Source organism: Burkholderia sp. MSMB2157WGS (genome assembly GCF_001532755.1).
Classification (GTDB): Bacteria; Pseudomonadota; Gammaproteobacteria; order Burkholderiales; family Burkholderiaceae; genus Burkholderia.
This window is the reverse complement of the sequence record NZ_LPJG01000025.1, coordinates 12,434-37,400: the sequence shown is the minus strand read 5'-3', so window position 1 is coordinate 37,400 and position 24,967 is coordinate 12,434. Positions and strand designations below refer to the sequence as shown.

The window sequence follows — 24,967 nt, the reverse complement described above, 5'->3', positions numbered from 1 at the left end:
TGCGTCATGGCGCCGTCACGACGAGCCGTTCCGGTGCGAGCACGCCATTCGCCTTGCGTGCCACGCCGAGCAATCGCGTTGCGTCGTACACGCGCACGCGCTCGCCATCGGCCGCGTCGATCGGCTCGAGCGCCGACAGCGGCAGGCGCTGGCCGTGCAGGAACCGTTTCGCGGACGCGTCGTCGAGCCGAATAGCCGGAAACGTCGACAGCAACGCATCGACCGGCTGAAGCCATGCATCGCGCGCCGATTCGGCAGCGTCCGACAGCGCATCGAGCGTCACCGCGTGCTCGAGCGTCAGCGCGCCGACGCCCGTACGACGCAGCATCGTCAGATGCGCGCCGCAACCCAGCGCCTCGCCGATGTCCTCCGCCAGCGTGCGCACATACGTGCCCTTGCTGCAGGTCACGCGAAACGTCACGTCGGGCAGCTCGCAGGCGAGCAGTTCCAGCGCGTGGATCGTCACGTTGCGGCCTTCCCGCTCGACGGTCTGGCCGGCCCGCGCATATTCGTACAGCGGCTTCCCGTCGCGCTTGAGCGCCGAATACATCGGCGGCACCTGCACGATGTCGCCGGTGAAGCGCACGAGCGCGGCTTCCACCGCCGCCCGATCGCATTCGACCGGGCGTGTGTCGATCACGTCGCCTTCCGCGTCGCCGGTGGTCGTGCGCTGGCCGAGACGCATCGTCGCTTCATAAGTCTTGTCGGCGTCGAGCAAGTCCTGCGAGAACTTGGTCGCTTCGCCGAAACACAGCGGCAGCAGGCCCGAGGCCAACGGATCGAGCGTGCCGGTGTGGCCGGCCTTCTTCGCGAGAAGCAGGCGCTTCGCACGAATCAGCGCATCGTTGCTCGACAGGCCGACCGGCTTGTCCAGCAGAAGAACGCCGTCCAGCACGCGCCGGGGCACGCGCGGACGTTGAGGTGAAGCATTCGTCATAGGCCGGTCGAGCTCAGTCGTCCTTGGCAGGCGCGTCGGCCTCGTCGTCGTCCTTCGCGCGCGTCGAGTTCGCTTCCTTGATCAGGCGCGACATTTCGACGGCCTTCTCGATCGTCTGGTCGTAATGGAAATGCAACGTCGGCACCGTATGAATGTGCAGGCGCTTGAACAGCAGGTTGTGCAGGTGACCCGACGCATGGTTCAGCGCCTCCTGCGTCTTGTCCGGATCGCCGGTGAGCGCCGTGAAGTAGACCTTCGCGTGCGCATAGTCCGGCGTGAGCTCCACGCTCTGGATGGTCACGATGCCGATGCGCGGATCTTTGACCTCGCGCATGATGAGTTCGGACAGATCGCGCTGAATCTGGTCGGCGATCTGAACGTTGCGATTGGGGGAAGTACGTTTCCTGGACATGATCGATCCGTGATCCGTTTATCAGGATGAAGCGGCGGCCATTTCGGCACGCCACCATGAAAATGGGCGGGGCAAGCCCAAGCCTGCCCCGCCCATGAGCCGATACGCGACGATTACAGCGTACGTGCGACTTCGGTCACTTCGAAGACTTCGAACTGGTCGCCTTCGATGATGTCGTTGAAATTCTTCACCGACATACCGCACTCGAAGCCTTGCTTCACTTCCTTCACGTCGTCCTTGAAGCGCTTCAGCGATTCGAGTTCGCCCGTGAAGATCACGACGTTGTTGCGCAGCACGCGCACCGACGACGAGCGCTTGACGATACCGTCCGTGACCATACAGCCTGCGACCGTGCCGACCTTCGGTACCTTGAAGACCTGGCGCACCTCGACCATGCCGGTGACGACTTCGCGCTTCTCCGGCGCCAGCATGCCCGACATCGCCGCCTTCACCTCATCCACTGCGTCGTAGATGATGTTGTAGTAGCGGATATCGATGCCGTTCGCCTCGGCCAGCTTGCGTGCCTGAGCATCCGCACGCGTGTTGAAGCCGATGATGACCGCCTTCGATGCCGTCGCGAGGTTGACGTCGTTTTCGCTGATGCCGCCCACCGCGCTGTGCACGATCTGCACGCGCACTTCGTCGGTCGACAGCTTGAGCAGCGACTGCACGAGCGCTTCCTGCGAACCCTGCACGTCTGCCTTGATGATGAGCGGCAGGTTCTGCACTTCGCCTTCGCCCATCTGCTCGAGCATGCTTTCGAGCTTCGCGGCCTGCTGCTTCGCGAGCTTCACGTCGCGGAACTTGCCCTGACGGAACAGCGCGATTTCACGCGCCTTGCGCTCGTCCGGCAGCACGATCACTTCCTCGCCCGCACCCGGCACTTCCGACAGACCCTGGATTTCGACCGGGATCGACGGGCCGGCTTCCTTCGTCGGCTTGCCGTTCTCGTCGAGCATCGCACGGACGCGGCCATAGGCCGTACCCGCCAGCACGATGTCGCCGCGGTTCAGCGTACCGGACTGCACGAGGATCGTCGCGACCGGGCCTTTACCCTTGTCGAGCTTCGCTTCGATCACGATGCCCTTGGCCGGCGCTTCGACCGGTGCCTTCAGTTCCAGCACTTCGGCCTGCAGCAGCACGTTCTCGAGCAGATCGTCGATACCTGCGCCCGTCTTGGCCGACACCGGCACGAACGGCGAATCGCCACCGTATTCTTCCGGCACGACGCCTTCCGCGACCAGTTCCTGCTTGACGCGATCGGGGTTCGCTTCCGGCTTGTCGATCTTGTTGATCGCGACGACGATCGGCACGCCACCCGCCTTCGCGTGGGCGATGGCTTCCTTCGTCTGCGGCATCACGCCGTCGTCGGCCGCCACCACCAGCACGACGATGTCGGTCGCCTTCGCGCCGCGTGCACGCATTGCCGTGAACGCTTCGTGACCCGGCGTGTCGAGGAACGTGATGACGCCACGCGGCGTGTCGACGTGATACGCGCCGATGTGCTGCGTAATGCCGCCCGCTTCGCCCGCGGCAACCTTCGCGCGGCGGATGTGGTCGAGCAACGAGGTCTTGCCGTGGTCGACGTGACCCATCACCGTGACGACCGGCGGACGCGGCAGTTGCTCCGCATCGGTACCGGTTTCGCCTTCGACGAGCAGCGCTTCCGGATCGTCCAGCTTCGCGGCAACCGCGCGGTGGCCCAGTTCCTCGACGATGATCATCGCCGTTTCCTGGTCCAGCACCTGGTTGATCGTGACCATCTGGCCCATCTTCATCATCACCTTGATGACTTCGGAGGCCTTGATCGACATCTTGTGCGCGAGATCCGCAACCGACACGGTTTCCGGCACGTGCACTTCACGGACGATCGGTTCGGTCGGCGCCTGGAACGACGATGCGCTGTCCTGATGACGGCCGCGACCCTTCGGGCCGCCGCGCCAGCCGCGGTCGACGCCGCCGCTCGAGTCGCCGCGCGTCTTGATGCCGCGACGCTTCGATGCGTCGTCCTGCCAGCCGCCCTTGCCTGCGCCCGGCTTCTTGTTGCGGTCGCCCGCGCCTGCCGGCGCCTGCGTCGTGGCCGGTGCCGCGGCACCGGCCGGCTTCTTCACGGCCGGACGCGCCTGCGCACCCTCCGGCTTCGCCGGCTTGTGCAGCGTGCCCTTCGCTTCGGCCGGCTTCGCCGCCTCGGCCGGCTTCGGCGGTTCGGGCGCCTTGACCACGGCCTTGCGCGGCGTGTTCATCATTTCGCGGATCGCGCGTGCTTCGGCTTCCGCCGCCGCGCGACGCTTGCTGATCTCTTCCTGCTCGGCGCGCGCCTTGTCGGCCGCCTCCCGGGCAGCGTCCTCGGCCTTCTTCGCCGCTTCGCGCTGCGCCGCACGTTCGGCGGCCGCGCGCGCTTCGTCCTGCGCGGACTGCGCACTCGGTGCTTCCGACTCGGCTGCGGCGGCCTGCTGCGCGGCCGCCTGCTGCCGTGCCGCGGCGGCTTCCGCCGCGGCACGCTTCGCCGCCGCTTCTTCCTCGGCGCGACGGCGCTCGGCTTCGGCCGCTTCCTCGCGGGCGCGACGTTCGGCTTCCTCGCGCTCGAGGCGCTCCTGACGCTCGCGCAGCTCCTGCGCCTGCTTCTCGAGCAGCTCGGCCTCGCGGCGCGCCTCTTCCTCGCGACGCTTCAGTTCCGCATCGTCGTCCGCTTCGGCGACCTGCGCCTGACCCTGTTCCGCACCTTCGCTCACGTCGTCGCGCTTGACGAACGTACGCTTCTTGCGAACCTCGACCTGAATGGTGCGAGCCTTGCCCGTCGCGTCAGATTGCTTGATCTCCGACGTATGCTTGCGGGTCAGCGTGATCTTGCGCTTGTCGCCGTCGGTTGCGCCGTGCGACTTGCGCAAATGATCGAGCAGACGCGCCTTGTCCGTTTCGGACAGCGCGTCGTCTTCACTCGCTTTCTGGACGCCCGCTGCCTGCAGCTGTTCGAGCAGCACACCAGCAGGCATTTTCAGTTCCGCGGCAAATTGGGCTACGTTGTTACTCGCCATTCATTCCTCTTAGTGCAAGGACCGATTCCTTGCGGTTAGCATCGGGTCAGGCCATACGGCCGCCATCAAATCAGTGCGCCATGGTCATTTCTCACTGGAACCAATGTTCACGTGCTTTCATGATCAACGCCTTAGCGGCATCCTCTTCCATCCCGGTCATGTCGACCAGTTCATCTACAGCCAGCTCGGCGAGATCGTCGCGCGTCTGCACGCCGTGTTCGGCCAGCTTCGCGAGCAGCTCCGGCGTGACGCCGTCGAGACTCTTGAGATCCAGCGCTGCGTTCTCGACCTTTTCTTCGTTCGCGATGGCCATCGTCAACAGCGCGTCGCGTGCGCGGTTGCGCAGTTCGTGCACGGTGTCCTCGTCGAACGCTTCGATTTCGAGCATTTCGTTGAGCGGCACGTATGCGATCTCTTCGAGGCTCGTGAAGCCTTCGTCGATCAGGATGTCGGCGACTTCTTCGTCGACGTCGAGACGCGCCATGAACAGTGCACGCAGCCGGTCGCGCTCTTCGCCCTGCTTCAGCGCGGATTCGTCCGGCGTCATGATGTTGATCTGCCAGCCGGTCAGCTCGCCGGCAAGGCGAACGTTCTGACCGCTGCGGCCGATCGCGACAGCCAGTTCGTTTTCGTCGACGACGACGTCCATCGAATGCTTTTCTTCATCGACGACGATCGACTGGACGGCTGCCGGCGCGAGCGCGCCGATCACGAACTGGGCGGGATCTTCCGACCATAGCACGATGTCGATGTTTTCGCCACCGAGCTCGTTGCGCACGGCCTGCACGCGCGAGCCGCGGATGCCGACGCAGGTGCCGATCGGATCGATCCGCTTGTCGTATGCGATGACGCCGATCTTCGCGCGCACGCCCGGGTCGCGGGCAGCCGCCTTGATCTCGAGCAGGCCCTGCTCGATTTCCGGCACTTCCATCTCGAACAGCTTCATCAGGAATTCGGGCGCCGTGCGCGACAGCTCGATCTGCGGGCCGCGCGCGGTGCGGTCGACCTTCGCGATGTAGGCGCGCACGCGGTCGCCCACGCGCAGGTTTTCCTTCGGGATCAGTTGATCGCGGCGCAGCAGCGCCTCGACGCGGCCCGATTCGACGATGAAGTTGCCCTTGTCGAGGCGTTTCACCGTACCCGTCATGATCTTTTCGCCACGCTCGAGGTAGTCGTTCAGGATCTGCTCGCGCTCCGCGTCGCGTACCTTCTGCAGGATCACCTGCTTCGCGGCCTGCGCGCCGATGCGACCGAACTCGATCGACGGAACGGGTTCCTCGACATACTCGCCGACTTCGACGTCGGGCTTCTGCTCACGAGCCTCGAACAGCAGGATCTCGCGATCCGGCTCCTGCAAGCCTGCCTCGTCGGGCACGACGAGCCAGCGACGGAAGGTTTCGTGCTCGCCGCTTTCGCGATCGATATGGACGCGGATTTCGGCGCCTTCGTCGAACAGCTTCTTGGAAGCGGACGCGAGCGCGGCCTCGAGGGCGCCCAGCACCACATCCTTGTCGACGTTTTTCTCGCGCGCCAGCGCATCCACCAGCATCAACACTTCGCGACTCATTATTTGCGGCTCCTAAAGTCAACTTGCGGAATCAGGCGGGCTTTGTCGATATCGGCCAGCGTGAAATCCAGCATGGCTGCCTCGCCCTTCTTCCCCTCAAATTCCAAACCGATCGTTTCGCCATTCGGCGCGTGCAGAATGCCCCGGTACGTCTTGCGCCCGTCCAGCGGCTTTTTCAAGGTCACGGAAACTTCGCTGCCGGCGAAGCGCTCGAAGTCGGCCAGCTTCTTCAACGGGCGGTCGAGCCCCGGGGACGAGACTTCGAGCCGTTCGTAATCGATGTTTTCGACCGTCAAGACGTGCTGGAGCTGACGCGTGACCTTTTCGCAATCTTCGAGCGAGATGCCGGCAGGCTGATCGATATAGATGCAAAGCATGCCGCGCCCGGTGCGCTCGAGATCCACCAGCTCGTAGCCGAGCCCGGTGACCGTGGTTTCTATCAGTTCCGTCAGTTGCACAGTGTCCTCTCAGGTGTTCGCGCCCGCCGCTCGCGATTCACCCGCGGGCGCGCGCCTTAGCCGGCGCAGGAAGCGCTACCCGAGATGCCTAACCGTTTCAGCAAAAAAAAATGGGCGGAACGCCCATCTTCTTACTGGTGGTCGCACCTGAGCCGCACATTGAATCCGTACGCCCAGCGACTCCGCGATTATAGCGATTTTTGGCGCAAACGCCAAGCCAGCCGGTAAAAGCAGCGCGTCGGCCGCCTTTACGAACCGAAAATGCGAAATCGGGCTGCCCGATCGACCGACACCAACTACCGAACCGGTGATCGCCGTTGTCGCGGTACGCGACATCATAAATGCAGCCGAAATCCATCAATGCAATGCGTCGCATCGACAAAACCGGCCGAACGCCGGTCGGACCGGCGAGCCGGCAGCCTCGCGCCGCCGCACGCCAATCCAGTCGATAGACGCTTAGCGGCTACGCGTACGACTGCGCTGCGGACGCTGACCGCCGCGCGGGCCGCCGCCGTTGCCGCCGTCGGCGCGATTGCCGTTCGGATTGCGGTTGCCGCCGCCCTTGCTGCCGCCGCGCTTGCCGCCCGCGCCATCGCGCTTGGGGCCCGCGCCATACGACGCGCGATTGCCGTCGACGTCGCGACCACCGCCGGCGCGGTTGCCGTCGCGGCCGCCACCCATGCGATTGCCATCACGACCGCCGCCCATGCGGTTGCCGTAGCCCGACGGCGCAACCGGCAGGCTACCGTAGCCGCTCAAGCCCGGCAGGCCCGGCCCGCCGCGTCGGCCACCGCCGCGACGCGGCTGGTCGAGTTGCCCGTGCGTCGTCAGCACCGGCTCGCGGCCGATGAAGCCCATCGACGTCTGCATCGGATCGGGCTGGCGACGCTCGGTCGGACCGGCGCCGCCGCGCTTGCCCTTCTCCTCGGACGGCGCCTTCAGGCCGACGGTCGCCATCAGCTTGCGCACCTGCGCGTCGTCGAGCTCTTCCCAACGACCACGCTTCAGGCCGCGCGGCAGCGGAATCGGGCCGTGACGCGTACGGATCAGCCGGCTCACCATCAGGCCGACCGCCTCGAACATCCGGCGCACTTCGCGGTTGCGGCCTTCGGCCAGCGCGACGTGATACCAGTGGTTCGTGCCTTCGCCGCCGCCATCGCGGATGCGCAGGAAATTCGCCGGACCGTCGTCGAGCTCGACGCCGTGCAGCAGCTTCTGCCGCATGCCTTCGGACAGCTCGCCGACGACGCGCACCGCGTACTCGCGCTCGACGCTGTAACGCGGATGCATGAAGCGGTTCGCGAGGTCGCCGGAGGTCGTCAGCATCAGCAGACCTTCGGTATTGAAGTCGAGACGGCCCACCGCAAGCCATTTCGCCGTCTTCATCGGCGGCAGGCGGTCGAACACCGACGGACGGCCTTCCGGATCCGCATGGCTGACGATTTCGCCGGTCGGCTTGTGATACAGCAGCACGCGCGGCGGCTTGTTCGGCAGCTTGCGCTTGACCGGCTTGCCGTTGATCCGCACCTGGTCGGTCGGCATGATCCGCTGGCCGATGTGCGCAGGCTCGCCGTTCACCGACACGCGGCCGGCGACGATCAGTTCTTCCATTTCCCGGCGCGAACCCATGCCCGCTTCCGCCAGCACCTTGTGGAGCTTCGGCGCATCGTCGTCCGGCGACAGCACACGCTTGTTCGCCGACTGGTTGCGGCCGCGGCGCAGCATTGGCGCACGCACGCCGCTACCGCCTGCGGAGTTGTCCGCGTCGAAGGCGGGCGACGTCACGTACGCGAACAGTTCATCCTCGGATGCATCGCCTTCCACGGCTTTCGCCGCGCCGCCTTCGGCCTTCGATGCACCGCGACGGCCCTGGCCGCCCTGACCACCCTTGGCCGCGCCTTCGCGCTTGCCGGCCGGCTTGCGACCGCCCTTGGCCGCGCCTTCCTTGCGCGGCGCACGCGCAGGCTGCGCGTCGGCAGCGTCGACCGGTTGCGCATCCGCGCCCTCGGCACCCTGCTGCTCGCCTTCGGCGCCCTTCGACTTGGCCGCCGCGCGACGCCGCGCGATCAGGCTGCGCGGGCCGCGCCGCAGACCGCGGCGGGGACGCTCGTCGCCACCCGCGGCCGAAGCATCCTGCTCCGGCGCATCGTCGGCACGCGCCGCCTGCACGGCAGGCGCGGACGATTCAATATCGTGGATATCTGTCAAAACAACCTCAAAATGTCAGGTCTCGCGCCCGGCGCGGGCGCGGCAAGAAGTTGGCCGCGATCAGGCGCGACGCTGTTTGGGTTCTGCTTCGTCGTCCGGCAGCGCGTCGGCGCCGATGGGCGCACTGGCGCTTCGTACGGCATCCGCGAGACTGTCGGACGTGTCGTCCAGCGTCTCGTCGTCCGCGGGACCGGAACGGGAGGCGTCGGCCCGATCGGCCTCGCCGGGCATGTCGCCGGCCGCTTCCGCTCCGTCTCCGGCAGCCGCTTCGGCAGCCGGCTTGCGATCTTCCTCGCTCCAATCCGCACGCTGCGGCTCGGGCTGCACACCGGTCGGCACTGCTTCGGCGCCGACCTGTTCAGTATGTTCCGCTTGCTCGCGATCAGCGTCGAGCGTATCGCGACTCGGAATTTCGTGCGTCGACGCGACGTCGGCCGGCCCCTCGGTCGACCGGCCGTCGGGCGCTTCATCCGCGAGCGCCTGCGGCACGTCGGCCGCCGCATCGCTGGCCACCGGCATGTCGCCATCGAAATCCATCGCCTGCTGCGCGAGCAGTGCGGCCTCGATGTTCGCGGCCGGTTCTTCGAGCGCCGGCAGGTCGTCGAGCGCCTTCAGGCCGAGATCGTCGAGAAACTGCTTGGTCGTCGCATACAGCGCCGGACGCCCCGGCACGTCGCGATGACCGATCACCTCGATCCAGCCGCGATCCTCGAGTTGTTTGACCACCTGCGTATTGACCGTGACGCCGCGAATCTCTTCGATGTCGCCGCGCGTGACGGGCTGTCGGTACGCAATGATCGCGAGCGTTTCGAGCACCGCGCGCGAATATTTCGGCGGCTTCTCGGGATGCAGGCGATCCAGATAATGACGCATCGCCGGCTTGCTCTGAAAGCGCCATCCGGTCGCCAGCGCCACCAGTTCGACACCGCGACCGGACCAATCCTGTTTCAGATCTTCGAGCAACGTGCGGACCGTGTCAGCCGACACGCCGTCGGCAAAGAGCTTGCGCAAATCGCCGAGCTTCAGCGGCTCCTGCGCACAGATCAAAGCAGTCTCGAGGACGATCTTCGCCTCTTGGGTATTCATGCAGCTAGGCCAGACCCTGTGGTCAAACGAACCGGATCAACAAACAGACGAAAGGAACGGAAGACGCGCTCGCCCGATTCTGATCGGTCATATTGATGGGAGCACGAACCGGGGGCGGCGAACCAACTTCAGGCCAGGCCCAAACCGGACGGAACAGCACGGCTCAACGACGGAACCGCGTGACTGAACGCCATATTACGCAAAATTGCCCGGTGCGTAAAGATGAGCGGAACAGGCCGCCGCACGGCACGGGCGCCCGCTCCGTCCCCGCTTCAGCGGGAGCCCGCGCCATGCGCAAGGAACCGGCGTAGCCGCTCGACGCCCGCATCGAGCCGCGCCGGATCGCACGCATAGCACCAGCGCACGAACCCTTCCCCCTCCGGGCCGAACGCCCGACCGGGCGCAAGGCCGAGCCCCGCGTCGCGCACCAGCGTCTTGCAGAACGCCAGGCTGTCGGCCGCCCCCGGCAGTCTCAGGAACAGGTACATCGCGCCCGGCGGAGGCGGCACGTCGACGCCCGGCAGCGTGCGCAGCGCGGCGACCAGGTGATCGCGCGCGTCGCGCAGCGCCGACACGAACGATTGCACGAACGGCTCGCCGTCGCGCAACGCGACCTCGGCCGCAGCTTGAACGAAGCCCGGCGCACACGACGTGTTGTATTCGACGAGCTTCGACAGGTCGGCCATCACCGATGCCGGCGCGATCAGCCACCCGAGCCGCCAGCCCGTCATCGCCCACGCCTTCGAGAATGAATTGACGACCACGACACGCTCGTCGCGAGACGCGATATCGAGGAACGACGGCGCGCCGCCCTCGTCGAATGCAAGCCGCTCGTACACCTCGTCGGCGACCAACCAGATGCCGTAGCGACGGCAATGGGCGAGCACGGCCCGCTGATCGTCGCGCGACATCGTCCAGCCGGTCGGGTTGTTCGGCGAATTGATCAGCAGCATCCGCGTATCTGGCGTCAGCGCCGCGAGCAACCGTCGGACATCGAGCTGCCATCCCGCATCGCCGTAGTCGAGCGGCACGCACTCGACCTGTGCGCCGAGGATCTTCGGAATCTCGACGAGATTCGGCCACAGCGGCGTGACCGCGACGACACGCTCGCCCGGCCCGATCAGCAGCTGGGCAGCCAGCATCAGCGCACTCACGCCGGAGCTCGTCACGGCCACCGTATCGGCCGCCGTCGCACCGTGACGCGCGCCGACATAGGCCGCGATCGCGTCGCGCAGCGGCGCCGTGCCGAGATTGTGCGTGTAGAAGGTCGCACCGTCGCGCAGCGCCGCCGCCGCGGCGTCGCGGATGAAGTCCGGCGTCACGCGGTCGGATTCGCCGAACCAGAACGGTAGCATGTCCGGCACGCCGAAGCCGGCGTTTGCAACCTCGCGGATCAGCGACGGACGCAGCGCGTGCACCGTGGCGCGCGCCGCCGGCTCATCGTTCGCCGGGAAAAAACCTGCGGAATGCGTCATCGAGAACCACCGCCTAGGAACACGATCCGCGTAGTGTACCGGCCGGCAAGCCGGACAGGCGCAACGTCAGTCGAGATCCTCGGCCCTCGCCGGCATCTGCCGCACGAGCTCCCAGATCGCTTGCGCGGCGGGCGACAACGATCGGTCGCGGCGACGCACCAGTTCGACGGTGCGTTCGGTGCGCGGCGTGAGCGGCCGTGCGACGAGCGTCGAGCCGGCCGGCAGCGGCAGCGACAACCACGGCTGCACGCTCACGCCGACACCGGCCTCGACCAGCCCGAACACGGTCGCCGAATGACCGAGTTCCTGCATGACCATCGCGTTGACGCGATGCGTGGCCAACGCCGCATCGATCAGCGGCCGGCTGCCCGACGCATGGTCGAGCAACACGAGGCGCTCGCCGTCCAGCGCCGTCCACGGCACCTCGGCCCGCGCCGCGAGCGGATGATCGGCGCGCGCGACAAGGCAGAACGAATCGGTCATCAGCGGCTCGCAGACGAGATCGGCGACCGTCAGCGGCCCGATCACGACGCCGAAGTCGACTTCGCTCGATTTCACCTTGCGCAGCACGTCGCTCTGCACGTCGTCGCGCAGGCCGAGCGTGACGAACGGGAACTGGCGTTCGCACGACGCCACCACGCGCGGCATCAGCCTGCATGCGATCGTCGGACTTGCCGCGACGATCACGCGCCCGCGGCGCTGTTCGCCGATCTCGCGAATCTCGCGCAGCGTGTCGTCGAGGTCGTCGAGCAAGCGGGACACGCTCGCGATCAGGTTCGCGCCGACGTCGGTCAATTGCACGTCGCGCGTCGTGCGGTCGATCAGCTTCAGCCCGAGTTCGGCCTCGAGCTCGCGCACGCAACGGCTGACGGCGGACTGCGTGAGCCCGATCTCGTCACCCGCCCGGCTGAAGCTCTTGAGCCGCGCGACTTCGATGAATACGCGAAGCTGGCGCAGCGTAACGTTCATGTCCCGACCTCATCAATCGTCGATATCGATGCGGGATTCTAATGTGCGAAACCGGCTTCGGCGAACGAATCCGGCACCCGCGGCCCATGTTTCGCTGCGGTGCAATACATTCGCAAACGCACGCGACATGGGCGAATTGCACAAGATTGGTGATTGTCCCGATTTGCTCACGGGTTATTTTGGCGTCTTATACGCCCCTAGCTGACTTAGCCGTTAGCTCGCTGCCAAGCGGCTCTCGAGGGATTCACCTCCGACATGGCACGCTTCGTGCATCACCTGGCGCACAGGGTGCAGGTTTCGTCGGACGGAAGAGCAGAAACGCCGCTGCCGGCCAACCGGACGCCCCCACCCGGCACTCGACGATCGAGTGCCTGAAGAGTGCGCGGCGCAGGGCAGCGCACCGGAGTTAGCTTCGCTGAGGTGAGGACATGATGCTGTTCGACGATTTGAGAGATAACGAATGGGCGCTGGTCGAGGGTCTGTTTTGCTCGGAGCCCGCACGGAGTGAGCGGCGCGGCCGTCCCCGCGTGGAAGCCCGCTCGGTGGTCAACGCCGTGCTGTGGGTGCTGTCGACGGGCGAAGGCTGGTCGAAACTGCCGGGCCGCTATCCGTCCCCGCCGACCTGCCGCCGCCGCTTCGACGAATGGCAGGCGGACGGTACGCTCGCCGAAATCGTGAAGCGACTCGGCACGAGCGGCCGGCAGATCTCGCTGCGCGGACGCATCGGCGCAAGCGCGGCGAAGCCGCCCGCCCCGCCGAGCCGCGACCGGCTGCGCGGCGCCTTCTGGACCAATCCGGAATCCTGGCGCGCACCCGTCAAGATGGCGTAACGAATGCTCGACCGGGCGGCTTCGGCCGCCCGGCTTCTTTTTGCGACGCGTCCTTTTTCGCGACGCATGCCTTGCCGTCGATTACCGTTGTCGTGCCGCGAAACAACTATTTACCAATATTTACAGCAAGCCTGCACTCCCACGCTTACCTTAGCGACATATCAACAGGCCGCACGGACGGCTTGAAGGGAGCCCCGCCATGAAAACAATGTCACTGCTCGTTGCATGCGGCATTGTCGTTTCCATGACGCTGAGCACTCCCGTCCACGCCGACGATCGCGCGAAGCCGCCCCATCGCCAGCAGGATCACAGGAACACCTTTCGACAGCCGCCGTCCGCGAACCCGTCCAGCCGGCAAACCGTACCGCGCGGCGACTTGCGCGGCGACATCGCCAGCAACGCGCGGGCCCGAATCGGCTCACAGCCGCCGGGCGTGCCGCGTCATCCGTAGTCCTGCCGATTTCGAGATTTCGCCAAAGAAAAATGCCCGCATTCGGGAACTGCGCCGCATGCGACGAGTCACATCGTTGCCATGAGCACAGCGTGGCAGCAGCAAAAGTATCCGGTACGCCCGTATCCTCGCGATACGGGCTTTTTTTTGCATCGCCGTCCCGTGCGGCGATGCACGGGACGGGATGGAGAACCGCTAAAGGCGACTTTCGAGAATCGCCACGGCGCTCGCTTCGCTCAATGCGTAGTCGTCCATGCGGCGATCGGTCCAGGAAAGTAATTTCTCGTCGCGCTCGAGGCGCGAGAATTCGGCTCGGCCGCTGTCGGTCAGCACGGCGATGTCGACCGGTGCATGAAAGCCCGGTGCGGGAGCAACGGTTTTCTGCCTGACCGTGTCCATCAGGCCGAGTGAACGGAGATACTCGAACACGCCCGGGCGGCGTGCCCACGGTACCTGGCGGTACTGCACTCGTCTCAATGCGTCGAGCACCGCTTCGTTGGAATACGTGGCCATCTCGATTCTTTCTTAAAGTGCAGCGACAATGCGAAGCGGCGAGCCGGGCGGGGTCTCCGCCCGCCGAAACCGCCACCGATTCTGGAGGCCGACGTTGTTCGGCGTCGCGTCAGGGCCGTATCGTCAGCCGTCCATAAAAAGACACCATACCCCAATCAAATTGATTCTGTTCGATTCATTTGTACTTCTCTTCATCGGTTTCATGCTCTTCCGCAAGCAGCGTCGAACCATTGCCATCGCCGCCGCCGCGCTGTTCTGGCTACTGGCGACGGGCTGGCTCGCGGCGCCGCTCATCGCCTGGTCCGAGGCCGGCGTCACGCCGGTCGAACACCCCGACATGCATGGGCGAACCACGCTGATCCTCATCGGCGCCGGCACGCACCGCACCGACGCGGGATTGCAGCCGCCGCCCGACGGCGTCGCGCGCATCCACAAGGTCGCGGCGCTCTATCGCACGTGCCGGCAGCAGGCCGAACGCTGCACCGTGTTGATGTCGGGCGGCGACCCGCAGCATCACGGCGACACCGAGGCGGCCGTCTACGGGCGCCAACTCGTCGCACAAGGCGTGGCGCCGTCCGACCTCGTGCTCGAACCGAACAGCCGCACAACCTACGAAAACGCGAAATTCACTGCATCTATACTACGCTCACAGTATGACGACGCGCGCGTTCTCGTCACGTCGTCGTACCAGATGCGCCGGGCGCTGCTCGATTTCCGCCGTTTCGGCATCGATCCGCAGCCCGTTTATGCGAACCTCCGACGCGCGCAGACGGGCTGGTTGCCGCGCTGGCGCAATGTGGCGAACGCCGAGCAGGCGCTGCACGAGCTGGTCGGAATCTCGCAATTCCACGTGTATCGCTGGCTCGGCTGGTTCTGACGATACCGCGAAAATCGCTGCACCACCCCGGATGGCAGATGCGTGACGAAGTGCGCGAAGTGTTGCGCGACTTCAACGGGGCCTTGCGTCGTGCGCCGATCCGATGCACATTGATCCGTCACTTTTGTTACACTCGACACGCACTCGATTGCAGTCGCCAGACAAAACGGCACACTCGGGTTCATCACCACTTAGCGGAGGTAAAGCAATGAAGAAGACGTCCCTGGCTATCCTGGTAGCGATGTCGGCGCTGACTGGCGCAGCGTATGCGCAAGAGAGCACGCAGATCCAGACCATCACCGATCCGGCCAAGATCGCCGAGATCGAGCAGCGTGCACAAGCGCTGCAACAGCAGCAAGCGGCCGAAGCGGCTCAGCCGGCGGCGCAGGAAGAGCATCACCACGGCAAGAAGGCTGCGCATCACAAGGCAGCGAAGAAGGCCGGCAAGAAGGCGAAGGCTGCAGACGCTGCCAGCCAGTAAGTTCGGCGGCACCGCACCAGCGACAAGCCGAATCCGGGCAACCGGGTTCGGCTTTTTTGGTTGCGGCGCCCGCGCGCTGTGCTAAAGTCGCGCACCGAAATTTTCCACCCGTGCGCACCCCGGTGCGGAGGACAGCATGAGTAACATTCAACTCGACATCGAGTGGACCGAAGCCGCCACTCGCCGGATCAAGCAACTGATGCCCCGCGGCTCGGACGACGCGTTTCTCGCGCTGCCGCCGATCGAGTGCCTGCCGATGGAGGGCGACGTGCTGTTCCTCGGCCCGCAAGGCAAACAGGAACCGTTCATCGTTGCCGAGCGCCAGTATCACCATGACGGCGACGCCGACTGGACGATCATCCTGATCCTCGACGTACCCAGCGCGTCGCACTGACGCGCGGCCGCGACCGGACACGTCCGGTCGCTCCACCCCGCTCGACTCAGACGAGCTTCGACAGCACGCGGATTTCGGAACGTTCGATCCAGTCCGCGGCCGCTTCGCGATAAGCGAGAATATGCGCGGAACGCGCATGAGCGGCCAGCGCCTCCTCGCTCTCCCAACGCTCGACGAATACGAACCGCGCGGGCTCCTTCAGATCCCGGTGCAGGTCGTACTGCAATGCGCCGGCTTCGTTGCGGGTCGGCTCGACGATTCCCTCGAGCGCGGCGCGCAGTTTTTCCTCGGCGCCAGGCTTCGCCACGATCAGCGCCACGACTGCAATTTCCGCCATTCCCGCCTCCTCCTTCCGAAAAAGTCCGAGAATACGCGAATCTCGCACCGCGCATCGGCTACGCCGAGACGGCATGACGACGGCACCAAAAAAATAGCCCGCGCTTCAGAGAAGCGCGGGCGAAACCGTCGCCCTACGAGGATAGGCGACGGGGCCATCGAGATCCGCACGCTGGCGCGGATCGTCATCTGTTGCGCCGGCGCTTGTCGCGTCGGCATGTGAAGGCGTCGAGACCGTTGTTCGGGCGCTCGCGGCGCACTCCCGGACTCTGACGCCATCCCCCCTGTTCTAACGATTCCCACCTATAAAGCAGGTTGCGTGCCAGGCATCGAACATCCAACATTCCGTTGATTTATAAGGACAATTTTTAGATCAGCGACAATGTGACACTTGTTTTGTCGTCGTAACGCTCGGATGTTACGTAACGTCACGACGCGGGGTCGAACCACTCGCCGCGCCGCGCGTCAGCGCGCGGCCATGAAAAAAGCCCGCCGGAATGGCGGGCTTTTCAAGGATGCGGGAAACGCCGGGATCAGCGGAGCTGATTCACGAGCAACCCCATGATCTGACGAGCCGGCGACGACGTATCGATCGCGCCCGAATCGTCGACGACCGCGACACGCGTCTGATCGGCCGTGAGCGCCTTCACGTTGACGCGATACTGCTTCGCCTGCTTTTCCTTCTTGCCGTGGAACAGCTGGCTCCAGAAACCCTGCTCGGCCGAGCTCAGATCCTTCGGATCGACGTAGCGCACGAAATACAGGCCCTTCGAGCGATCGCGATCGTCGACCGTGAAGTTGGCGCGATCGAGCGCGAGACCGACGTGCAGCCACGACCGGTCGTACGGCTCGCCGAGCGTGACTTCGGACGGCACGGCCGCTTCGGCCGCGTCGTTGCCTTGTGCCGACGTGCGCGAGACGTTCTGCGCAGCGATCGCCGCGGCAGCCTTCGACGACGCGTCGGCATCGGCCTTCTTGTCGCTCGGTACCGCGTTGTCCTTGATGTTCGCGATCGGCGGTTCGCCGTTCTTCGCGCGTTGCTCGTTCTGCGCGAGCACGGCCATCAGCCGCTTCAGGTATTCCGTCTCGAGCGCGGGATCGTTCGGCTTCGGTTCCCATTTGCTCGAATCGTTGTTCGCGCCGGTGATCGCCTCGCGCATCCCCTTCTGGCTGATGAACACGTAGGTACCGCCGTTCGGCGCCGAATCGAGACGCGTACGGTACTTGTTGCGCTCGGCCGTCACGTACGAATTGCCCATCGCCTTCGAGATCACGCTGCGAATCAGGCCGTCGTTGATCTGCGGATGGGTTTCGTTCCAGTCGGTTTCCATCACGCCCTTGTCGCGCTGGTCGACGACGAGCAGGAAGCCCTGCTCCTGCCAGAAACGGCGAACCTGCGGCCAGATCGCGGCCGGCTGCTTGCCGTCGATCACGAGCCAGCTTTCGGTGCCGTCGCGCTGGATATGCATGCCGGCCACGGCCGGTGCGACGATGTCCAGCGCGGGCGCGGCCTGCTGGACCTGCTTGAGCGCGGACAGGGAAGTCGCGCCGCCCTGGGGCGGCAGCGAACGCTGATCGGCCGTCTCGTCGAGCATGTTGGGCGGCACTGCGAGCGACGCTTCCTTCGATTTCGAATCGCTCTTGTAGTCCACTTTCGTGGGCGACGACGTACCGCAACCGGCGACGAGCGCGCCGGTGGCGAGCACTGCAGCGAACCGCATGGTAAGACGAAGATCAGTCATGTTCGGGGAATCCTCTTCCGCTAAATCACGGCGCTTTCCGTGGATCAACCTTGCATTTTACCGGGGCCGCGCCGCGATGTGCAAAAAAGCGACGGCCATGAAAAAACCCGCGTCAGCCTGAGCTGACGCGGGTTCTTGTCTGGTCGGGGCGAGAGGATTTGAACCTCCGACCACCTGCACCCCATGCAGGTACGCTACCAGGCTGCGCTACGCCCCGAAAGAAAAAAATTATAACAGACAGTTCCTCGATTTAGAACGGGTCGCATGCATTTTGTGAATGTTCTCGTGAAATTTTTTGGCGCGATGGCGCCGATGCAAGCAATCTGCGGCGCCGGCCCCCTTTGCGTCACGGCTTGCGCGCGACGCAGATGACCGTCAGGCCGGCGACGCGATTGAAGCGGAACATCGGCAACTCGATGCGGCAGATCGTCTTGAGCAAGCCGTTGACCAACGGATGATGACGACGCAATTGCGACGCAGGCTCGCGCGGATGCGAGCGCGCGCGCTCGCCCAGCCGCAGCGCGGCCGCGAGCGGAAACGTGAGACCGAAATAATATGCGCCGTGCTCGACGTCGAGCCCCGCACGCCGGGCCACGTCCTCGAGGCCGCCGAGCGTATACCTGCGCTTGTGCTCGAGGAAATCGTCGTGGCCGCTCCACAGGAACTGGAACGCCGGCACCGTGATCAGGAACCGGCTGCCCGGAGGCGCCCCCTTCACATACTGCGTCAGCAGACCGACATCGTCGTCGACATGTTCGAGCACGTCCATCAGCAACACGAGATCGGCATCGAATCGATCGACGGACCGCCGAAAATGGATGGGCTTGCCGGCCGCCTCGCCGTCGCTGTCGTCGGCGTAGCTCGTATCGACGCACCAAGCCTCCGTCGCCTGCGTGCACTCGAGCAGATGCTTCGAGAAAAAACCGGAACCCGCACCGACGTCGAGTATGCGGTTCGCGCCCGACGCGCCCAGGAACCGGCGAATTGCGCTCGCCTTCGACGCGTAGTACCAGTGGTCGCCCACCCCCGCACCGAGTACGTCGACTTCCTTCAGGTCCATGGCGCTTCCCCGTGATGGCTGCCGTGTTTGTGATATCGAACCCGCCATTGATGCCGATCTTACCTCGCGGCCAGCGTCGATCGTATCCGTCGATGCCCGGGGCCGCGCCGTTCGGGCATCGGGTGAAACCCGCGCCGGCCAAGGCCGGTCGCGGGTTTTCAGGGCCGCTTCGACAGACGCCGACCGCCGCGCCGGACAAACCAAACGACCGTTTGATCCAGCCGCCCATCCCCCCGCGAATCCATTGTCTGGCCGCGCGCCGGCGCGCCGCGCCCGGGCGCCCGTTGTTTGGTGACGCCGCTCTAGCGCGCTATGACACACTGCACGGCATCGACGCTCGCGCCGTGCAATGGCGCGCACCGCCGTCGATCAAGACAAGACATGGAGACAGACGATGCGGAATGCGGTCCGGCGCGGCCATCGCTCGCCTTTGGCAATTTTCGACTGGGTTTCCGGCCGGCGACGCACGGCCGCCGCGGGGTCGCGCACGACATCCCGCGTATTCGGCTGCGGCGCGCTGGCGCTCGCGCTGCTTTGCACCGGCTGCGCGGAATCGGCCGCGCAACGCGACAGCAATACATCCGGCGCGTCGACGAAGATCGAGCGCACCAAGGCCGAGCGGCTCGCGCACGAGCAGCAGATCGCGCGTACCGTGCCGTCGCTCGCATCGATCAGCCTCACGCAACCGCGCCCGTTCACGCTGCGCGACTCGGGCCAGAACGGCGCGATGACGTTCCTGCGCGACGTCGATTTCCGCGTCGTCAACAACCTCGGCTTCTTCATCCATCAGTTGTCGGCCACGCTCGTACCGACGCAGGCCGGCGCGCCGATCGTGTTCGACGACCCGACGAGCTTCGAGATCGACGTGCACGAAGGCACGGTCACACTCGACGACGCGAAGCTGACCGCCCTCTTCAACACCTATATCTTCGGCTATCGCAACGCGCCGCTGCGCAAGCTCGCGGTGTCGGCCGGCGACGGCGTGATCCATCTGCAAGGCGAGATGCAGCGCGACGGCTGGGTACCGTTCTCGCTGACCGGCACGCTCGCGATCCGCGACGGCAGCCAGCTCGTCTTCCACCCGACCGGCGTGCGCGTGTCGGGCATCAACGCACAGCCGGTGATGCGCGCGGCCAACGTGAAAATGGCCGACCTGCTGAAGGTGCAGACGCCGATCGCGCAACTCGCCGGCGACGATCTCGTGATGGCGGTCGACAAGCTGATGCCGCCGCCGCGCCTGAAACTCACGATCACCGCCGTGCGCGTGACGCCGGCGGGCCTCGACCTGAAGCTCGACGACGGCACGCATGCCGGCTTCGCGATGCCCGCGAATGCACCGCAGCAGGCGATGTACATCCGCGGCGGCGACGTGAAATTCATGCGCTCGATGCCGATGAACGCGGATATCCTGATCGGTCCGATCGACGCGTCGAGGCGCGACCAGACGTTCGTGTTCGACCTGTATCACTATCGAGACCAGGTGTCGGCCGGCTACTTCAACTTCGACGAAAGCGGCGCGATGGCGATCCGGATGCCTTCGTATACGGGCCCGGCCAGCGGCGCGCTGCTCGGCAACGCCGCGGCGCGCCTGAACGACAGCTTCCTCGCCGCGCAACAGAATACGCTGCGCGACGTGCGGCAACACTGGGAAGCGTACGCGCTCGCGGCGGACGCCGTGCGGCCCGGCATGCAGAAGGTCGCGATGCGGCGCACGTCGACGACGCCGTTCAACGAACGGCACGTGTCGAACCGCAACCCGACGATCCACCTGCGCAACGTCGACTTCAACCTGTCCGGCGATATCGGCTTTCATGTCGAGGATCTCGACGTGGAGCTCGTGTCGAAGCGCCCGGGCGAACCCGTCGATCTCGACGATCCCAACCAGTACGACATCCGCATTCTCGGCGGCACGGTCGTCGAGTCGTGGAAGGCGATGTCGGCGCTCTTCAACAATTACCTGCTCGACTATTCGCCGCGTTCGCTGAACGATCTGCAGTTGAGCGCGGACGGCCAGGATCTGCGCGTCCGGGGCGGCATCAAGCTGTGGAATCACGTGCCGGGCGTCTGGCTGCCGACCGACATGAAGGGCTCGCTGACGGTGCTCGACGACCGCCACCTCGCATTCAAGCCGTCGCAGGTATCGGTGCTCGGCATCCCTCAGGCGACGCTGCTGCGCTCGCTCGGCATCGAGCTCGCGTCGCTGACGCCGTTGCAGCGGCGCGGCGCGGAACTGCGCGGCGACACGCTCGTGCTCGACCAGTACACGGTGTTCCCGCCGCCCGTGCTGAACGGTAAGCTCGGCCAGGCGACGGTCGAGCGTGACGGATTGCGGCTCACGTTCCGGCGCGCGGCGGGTGCGCCCGCGCCGAAGCGGCCGCAGATCGACGCGCCGAGCTACATGTGGATGGAAGGCGGCGACATGAAGATGTTCAACGTGCTCGAACTGAACGTGCGCGCGCTGATCCGGAATTCGGCCGAGGCCGGCCCGATGCGGTTCGACCTGTACGGGTATCGCAGCCAGGTCGCGCAGGGCTCGGTGCGGATGCTGCCGGACGGCACGCTGGTCGTCGACATGGGGCGGAAGAATCCGCTCGCGTCGCGCTGATCCGCGTGCAGGACACGCATGAAAGAAAGCCCGGTGGCAGGTCGCCAACCGGGCTTTTCAATGCATCTTGCGCGCCGTGCGCTCAATCGTGTTTCAGTCCATCGATCACGTCCAGCAACGCCTGCCGCAACGCGATGACGTCGACGGTCGCGCCCGGCTTGATCGCCCCGCGCGCATCGACGGCCCGCGCATCGGGTTCGACCGGCTCCGCCGCGGCCCGCTCGCTGCCCGGCGAATCGAGCCGGTTGCGCGCGCCGTTGATCGTGAAGCCCTGTTCGTACAGCAACTCACGAATCCGCCGGATCAGCAGCACTTCGTGATGCTGGTAATACCGACGATTGCCGCGCCGCTTCACCGGCCGCAGCTGCGTGAATTCCTGTTCCCAGTAACGCAGCACATGTGGTTTGACCCCGCACAGTTCGCTGACTTCGCCGATCGTGAAGTAGCGCTTCGCGGGAATCGGAGGCAAGACGACTTTCTCAACCGTGGTGGTCATCGTCGGTTAACCGTCGGTAAAGGGTGCGCGGCGGCCGCGCGGGGCGTGGGCGCGCGTATTACTCCGCGCCGTTTTCGACCAGCGCCTTCAGCTTCTGGCTCGCGTGGAAGGTTACCACCCGGCGGGCCGCGATCGGAATCGCCTCGCCCGTCTTCGGATTGCGGCCCGGACGCTGCGGCTTGTCGCGCAACTGGAAATTGCCGAACCCCGACAGCTTGACGCTTTCGCCGTTTTCGAGCGCGTCGCGGATCACTTCGAAAAACGCCTCGACCATGTCCTTCGCTTCACGCTTGTTCAGCCCGACGCTGTCGAACAGCAGCTCCGCCAGTTCCGCCTTCGTCAGCGTCGGCGTCTCGGTGGACGCCGGCGCCGAAGCGTCGCGGTTCATCGCGCTGCGTTGCGCCGTCAGGAGGGCTTCGAATTCACTCGAGGTCATGTCGTTCATATCTGCCATACAGCGCGTTGAATCAAAACTTACGATGGAAACAAGCCGCCCGCGAACGGGCCGGCCCCTCTCCTTAGCCGCGCAGGCGCGCGCCGGCACGAGCCATCCGCTCGACCAGCGTCTGGATCGCCTGATCGACGATCTCGTCCTGCAGCGTGCCAGCTGCGTCCTGCAGCGTCACGCGGAAGGCAAGGCTCTTCTCGTTCGCGGCAAGACCACCGGAAGTGTTTGATTTTGCACGAAATTCGTCGAAGAGTACAACCTTCTGAACGAATCGGCAGGCCTCTTCGGCAAGCGCCTTCTTCATTTCGTCGAAAAGTGCCTGAACCTCGACCGCCTGATCGACGACAACGGCGATATCGCGACGGACCGGCGGGAATTTCGACACGTCGGTCGGTGCGGGCAACGCACGTGCAGTCAGCGCGTCCGCATCGATCTCGAACATCACCGGCGCGTGCGGCAACTCGTACTTCTGCATCAGGCGCGGATGCAGCTCACCGATCCAGCCGACCGCGCGGCCATCGACTTCGATGCGTGCGCTGCGGCCCGGATGGAGGGCCGGATGCTCGGCCTTCACGAAGCGTGCAACCGCCGGCGCGAGCAGCGCTTCGAGATCGCCCTTCACGTCGAAGAAATCGACCGGGCGGGTCGCCGCGCCCCATTGCTCGTCGAGTGCTGGACCGTACGCCAGCGCGCCGACGCGCTTCGGCTGCGCGTGACCTTCGACCGCCAGCTCGCCGGCCTTCACCGACGGATCGGCGACGAACACGCGCCCCGATTCGAACACGCGCACGCGATCGGCGCGGCGGTTCAGGTTGTGACGCAGCACGGCGATCAGGCTGCCGAATAGCGTCGTGCGCATCACCGAAAGCTGGCTCGCGATCGGGTTCAGCAGCCGGATCGGGTTGTCGTTGCCCGCGAAATCGTGCTCCCACTCCGCATCGACGAAGCTGAAGTTGACGGTTTCCGCGTAGTCGCGCGCGGCGAGCGCGTGACGGATATCGTGGATCGAACGCCGCGTCTCGTGGGTCGCGCGCATTTCGCTCGTCGCGACCGGCGGCCGCGCCGGGATCTTCTCGAAGCCGTAGATGCGCGCCACTTCTTCGATCAGGTCTTCCTCGATCTCGATGTCGAAGCGGTGCGACGGCGGTGTAACGAGGAACGCGTCGTCTTCACGCTCGAACGGCAGCCCGAGGCGCGTGAAGATGTTCGCGATCTCGTCGGCGTCGATCTTCACGCCGATGATGCGGTTCGCGCGCGACACGCGCATCTTCACCGGCGCGCGCTGCGGCAGGTTCACCGCCTGATCGTCGACCGGGCCGGCCTTGCCGCCGCAGATCTCGAGGATCAGTTGCGTGATGCGCTCGACGTGCTCGACGGTCGTCGCGTAATCGACGCCGCGCTCGAAGCGATGGGCCGCATCGGTCGAGAAGTTGTACTTGCGCGCGCGGCCGCGGATGCTGTCCGGCCACCAGAACGCGGCTTCCAGGTAGATGTTAGTCGTATCGAGCGTGACGGCCGTGCTGTCGCCGCCCATGATGCCGGCCAGGCTTTCGACTTGAGCGGCGTCCGCAATCACGCCGACCGTTTCGTCGAGTTCGACCGTGTTGCCGTTGAGCAGCTTCAGCGATTCGCCGCGCTTGCCCCAGCGCACTTCGATGCCGCCGTGGATCTTGTCGAGATCGAACACGTGCGACGGGCGGCCGAGTTCGAACATCACGTAGTTCGAGATGTCGACGAGCGCGGACACGCTGCGCTGGCCCGAACGCTCGAGACGCTCGACCATCCACTGCGGCGTCTTTGCGCGCGCGTTCACGCCGCGGATCACGCGACCCGAGAAGCGGCCGCACAGATCGGGCGCGGCAATGCGCACCGGCAGCGTTTCGTCGAGCTCGACCTTCACCGGGCGAATATCGACCGGCGTCAGCGGCGCGCCGGTGATCGCGGCCGTCTCGCGAGCGATACCGAACACCGACAGGCAGTCGGCCTTGTTCGGTGTCAGCTTGATTTCGAAGATCGTGTCGTCGAGATTGAGGGTGTCGCGGATGTCCTGGCCGACCGGCGTGTCTTCCGGCAGGATCAGCAGCCCGCTGTGATCCTCGGACAATTTCAGCTCGCGCGCCGAGCACAGCATCCCCTGGCTCTCCACCCCGCGCAGCTTCGACAGCTTGATCGCGAACGGCTTGCCGCCCTCTTCCGCCGGCGGCAGTTCCGCGCCGACCAGCGCGACCGGCACCTTGATGCCCGGCGCCACGTTCGGCGCGCCGCAGACGATGTTCAACGTCGCGCCGGTGCCGGCGTCGACCTGGCAGACATTGAGCTTGTCCGCATCCGGATGCTTGACGACTTCGAGCACGCGGCCGACGACGATCTTCGACGTCGGCGGCGCAGCCTTGCTCAGCGATTCGACTTCGAGCCCCGCCATCGTCAGCGCGTGCGACAGTTCGTCGGTCGTCAGCTGCGGGTCGACAAAGGTTCTCAACCAGGATTCAGGGAATTGCATGGATGTCTACGTTCGAAACAGGTTAGATCGACGCCCGGGCCCCTCGGAAACGTCCGTCGGGGCGTGCGCGGGCACAGGTCGGCGCGG

At 65.5% G+C, this 24,967-nt stretch carries 21 protein-coding genes, 1 tRNA gene and 1 pseudogene; 6 read left to right on the top strand and 17 right to left on the bottom strand.

All coding sequences use genetic code 11. The features are described 5' to 3' along the window. Window positions 1-4: 4 nt before the first annotated feature. From truB to WT53_RS15115, 9 genes are all read right to left on the bottom strand, one after another. A complete protein-coding gene (gene truB, locus WT53_RS15155) occupies window positions 5-937 on the bottom strand; it encodes a tRNA pseudouridine(55) synthase TruB (RefSeq protein ID WP_034207116.1) in 933 nt (310 codons plus the stop codon). A 13-nt stretch (window positions 938-950) separates the two neighbouring features. After that, entirely contained in the window at window positions 951-1,349 is a 399-nt protein-coding gene (gene rbfA / locus WT53_RS15150; protein ID WP_006495346.1) for a 30S ribosome-binding factor RbfA, read from the bottom strand. Between the two features lie 113 nt (window positions 1,350-1,462). Next, the gene (gene infB, locus WT53_RS15145; RefSeq protein WP_034207115.1) at window positions 1,463-4,384 is read right to left on the bottom strand and encodes a translation initiation factor IF-2; all 2,922 of its coding nucleotides are present in this window, start codon (window positions 4,382-4,384) and stop codon (window positions 1,463-1,465) included. Between the two features lie 91 nt (window positions 4,385-4,475). Then, window positions 4,476-5,951, bottom strand: a complete 1,476-nt coding sequence (nusA, locus tag WT53_RS15140) for a transcription termination factor NusA (RefSeq protein WP_034207114.1) — start codon at window positions 5,949-5,951, stop codon at window positions 4,476-4,478. Next, entirely contained in the window at window positions 5,951-6,409 is a 459-nt protein-coding gene (rimP, locus tag WT53_RS15135) for a ribosome maturation factor RimP (RefSeq protein WP_011351796.1), read from the bottom strand. The genes nusA and rimP overlap by 1 nt, the downstream gene beginning before the upstream one ends. Window positions 6,410-6,865: 456 nt before the next feature. After that, window positions 6,866-8,617 carry a 23S rRNA pseudouridine(2605) synthase RluB gene (rluB, locus tag WT53_RS15130; RefSeq protein ID WP_034207113.1) on the bottom strand — a complete coding sequence of 584 codons (1,752 nt, stop codon included), beginning with the start codon at window positions 8,615-8,617 and terminating at the stop codon, window positions 6,866-6,868. Between the two features lie 60 nt (window positions 8,618-8,677). After that, window positions 8,678-9,703: an SMC-Scp complex subunit ScpB gene (gene scpB / locus WT53_RS15125; protein WP_034207112.1), complete on the bottom strand. Its 1,026-nt coding sequence runs from the start codon at window positions 9,701-9,703 to the stop codon at window positions 8,678-8,680. A 272-nt stretch (window positions 9,704-9,975) separates the two neighbouring features. Then, complete coding sequence (locus WT53_RS15120) at window positions 9,976-11,178, bottom strand: pyridoxal phosphate-dependent aminotransferase (RefSeq protein ID WP_034207111.1); 1,203 nt, start codon at window positions 11,176-11,178, stop codon at window positions 9,976-9,978. 66 nt (window positions 11,179-11,244) lie between these two features. Continuing rightward, window positions 11,245-12,147 (bottom strand): LysR family transcriptional regulator, encoded by a 903-nt coding sequence (locus WT53_RS15115; protein WP_059785442.1) that lies wholly within the window; start codon window positions 12,145-12,147, stop codon window positions 11,245-11,247. Between the two features lie 431 nt (window positions 12,148-12,578). Between WT53_RS15115 and WT53_RS15110 the strand changes: the two are divergent. Both WT53_RS15110 and WT53_RS34125 read left to right on the top strand, forming a co-directional pair. Then, window positions 12,579-12,974 (top strand): annotated as a pseudogene (locus WT53_RS15110) (transposase); the annotation flags it as partial. Window positions 12,975-13,176: 202 nt separating this feature from the next. Next, entirely contained in the window at window positions 13,177-13,428 is a 252-nt protein-coding gene (locus tag WT53_RS34125; RefSeq protein ID WP_080747758.1) for a hypothetical protein, read from the top strand. Window positions 13,429-13,623: 195 nt separating this feature from the next. On the opposite strand, the gene WT53_RS15105 is transcribed toward WT53_RS34125, so the two are convergent. Further along, entirely contained in the window at window positions 13,624-13,941 is a 318-nt protein-coding gene (locus WT53_RS15105) for a hypothetical protein (RefSeq protein WP_006495354.1), read from the bottom strand. Window positions 13,942-14,101: 160 nt separating this feature from the next. Between WT53_RS15105 and WT53_RS15100 the strand changes: the two genes are divergently transcribed. From WT53_RS15100 to WT53_RS15090, 3 genes are all read left to right on the top strand, one after another. Next, the gene (locus WT53_RS15100) at window positions 14,102-14,818 is read left to right on the top strand and encodes a YdcF family protein (protein ID WP_034207110.1); all 717 of its coding nucleotides are present in this window, start codon (window positions 14,102-14,104) and stop codon (window positions 14,816-14,818) included. A 208-nt stretch (window positions 14,819-15,026) separates the two neighbouring features. Further along, a complete protein-coding gene (locus tag WT53_RS15095) occupies window positions 15,027-15,299 on the top strand; it encodes a hypothetical protein (RefSeq protein ID WP_034207109.1) in 273 nt (90 codons plus the stop codon). 136 nt (window positions 15,300-15,435) lie between these two features. Then, window positions 15,436-15,693, top strand: coding sequence for a hypothetical protein (locus tag WT53_RS15090; protein ID WP_034207108.1), 258 nt, complete (start codon window positions 15,436-15,438; stop codon window positions 15,691-15,693). Between the two features lie 46 nt (window positions 15,694-15,739). Here WT53_RS15090 and WT53_RS15085 read toward each other — a convergent pair whose 3' ends face one another. The 4 genes from WT53_RS15085 to WT53_RS15070 form a co-directional block, all read right to left on the bottom strand. Further along, window positions 15,740-16,030: a putative quinol monooxygenase gene (locus WT53_RS15085; RefSeq protein ID WP_034207107.1), complete on the bottom strand. Its 291-nt coding sequence runs from the start codon at window positions 16,028-16,030 to the stop codon at window positions 15,740-15,742. Window positions 16,031-16,562: 532 nt separating this feature from the next. Continuing rightward, window positions 16,563-17,771, bottom strand: a complete 1,209-nt coding sequence (bamC, locus tag WT53_RS15080) for an outer membrane protein assembly factor BamC (protein WP_034207106.1) — start codon at window positions 17,769-17,771, stop codon at window positions 16,563-16,565. A 140-nt stretch (window positions 17,772-17,911) separates the two neighbouring features. Continuing rightward, window positions 17,912-17,988 (bottom strand) — tRNA-Pro (locus WT53_RS15075). Window positions 17,989-18,117: 129 nt separating this feature from the next. Next, window positions 18,118-18,831 carry a bifunctional 2-polyprenyl-6-hydroxyphenol methylase/3-demethylubiquinol 3-O-methyltransferase UbiG gene (locus WT53_RS15070; RefSeq protein ID WP_034207105.1) on the bottom strand — a complete coding sequence of 238 codons (714 nt, stop codon included), beginning with the start codon at window positions 18,829-18,831 and terminating at the stop codon, window positions 18,118-18,120. A gap of 394 nt (window positions 18,832-19,225) precedes the next feature. Here WT53_RS15070 and WT53_RS15065 point away from each other — a divergent pair, with 394 nt between their 5' ends. Beyond that, complete coding sequence (locus WT53_RS15065) at window positions 19,226-21,436, top strand: lipoprotein (protein WP_034207884.1); 2,211 nt, start codon at window positions 19,226-19,228, stop codon at window positions 21,434-21,436. Window positions 21,437-21,518: 82 nt separating this feature from the next. Here the strand turns inward: WT53_RS15065 and WT53_RS15060 are convergent, their stop codons facing one another. From WT53_RS15060 to pheT, 3 genes are all read right to left on the bottom strand, one after another. Next, the gene (locus tag WT53_RS15060; RefSeq protein ID WP_034207104.1) at window positions 21,519-21,932 is read right to left on the bottom strand and encodes a MerR family transcriptional regulator; all 414 of its coding nucleotides are present in this window, start codon (window positions 21,930-21,932) and stop codon (window positions 21,519-21,521) included. A gap of 58 nt (window positions 21,933-21,990) precedes the next feature. Continuing rightward, the gene (locus WT53_RS15055) at window positions 21,991-22,377 is read right to left on the bottom strand and encodes an integration host factor subunit alpha (protein ID WP_006486093.1); all 387 of its coding nucleotides are present in this window, start codon (window positions 22,375-22,377) and stop codon (window positions 21,991-21,993) included. Between the two features lie 73 nt (window positions 22,378-22,450). Continuing rightward, entirely contained in the window at window positions 22,451-24,880 is a 2,430-nt protein-coding gene (gene pheT / locus WT53_RS15050; protein WP_034207103.1) for a phenylalanine--tRNA ligase subunit beta, read from the bottom strand. Window positions 24,881-24,967: the final 87 nt, after the last annotated feature.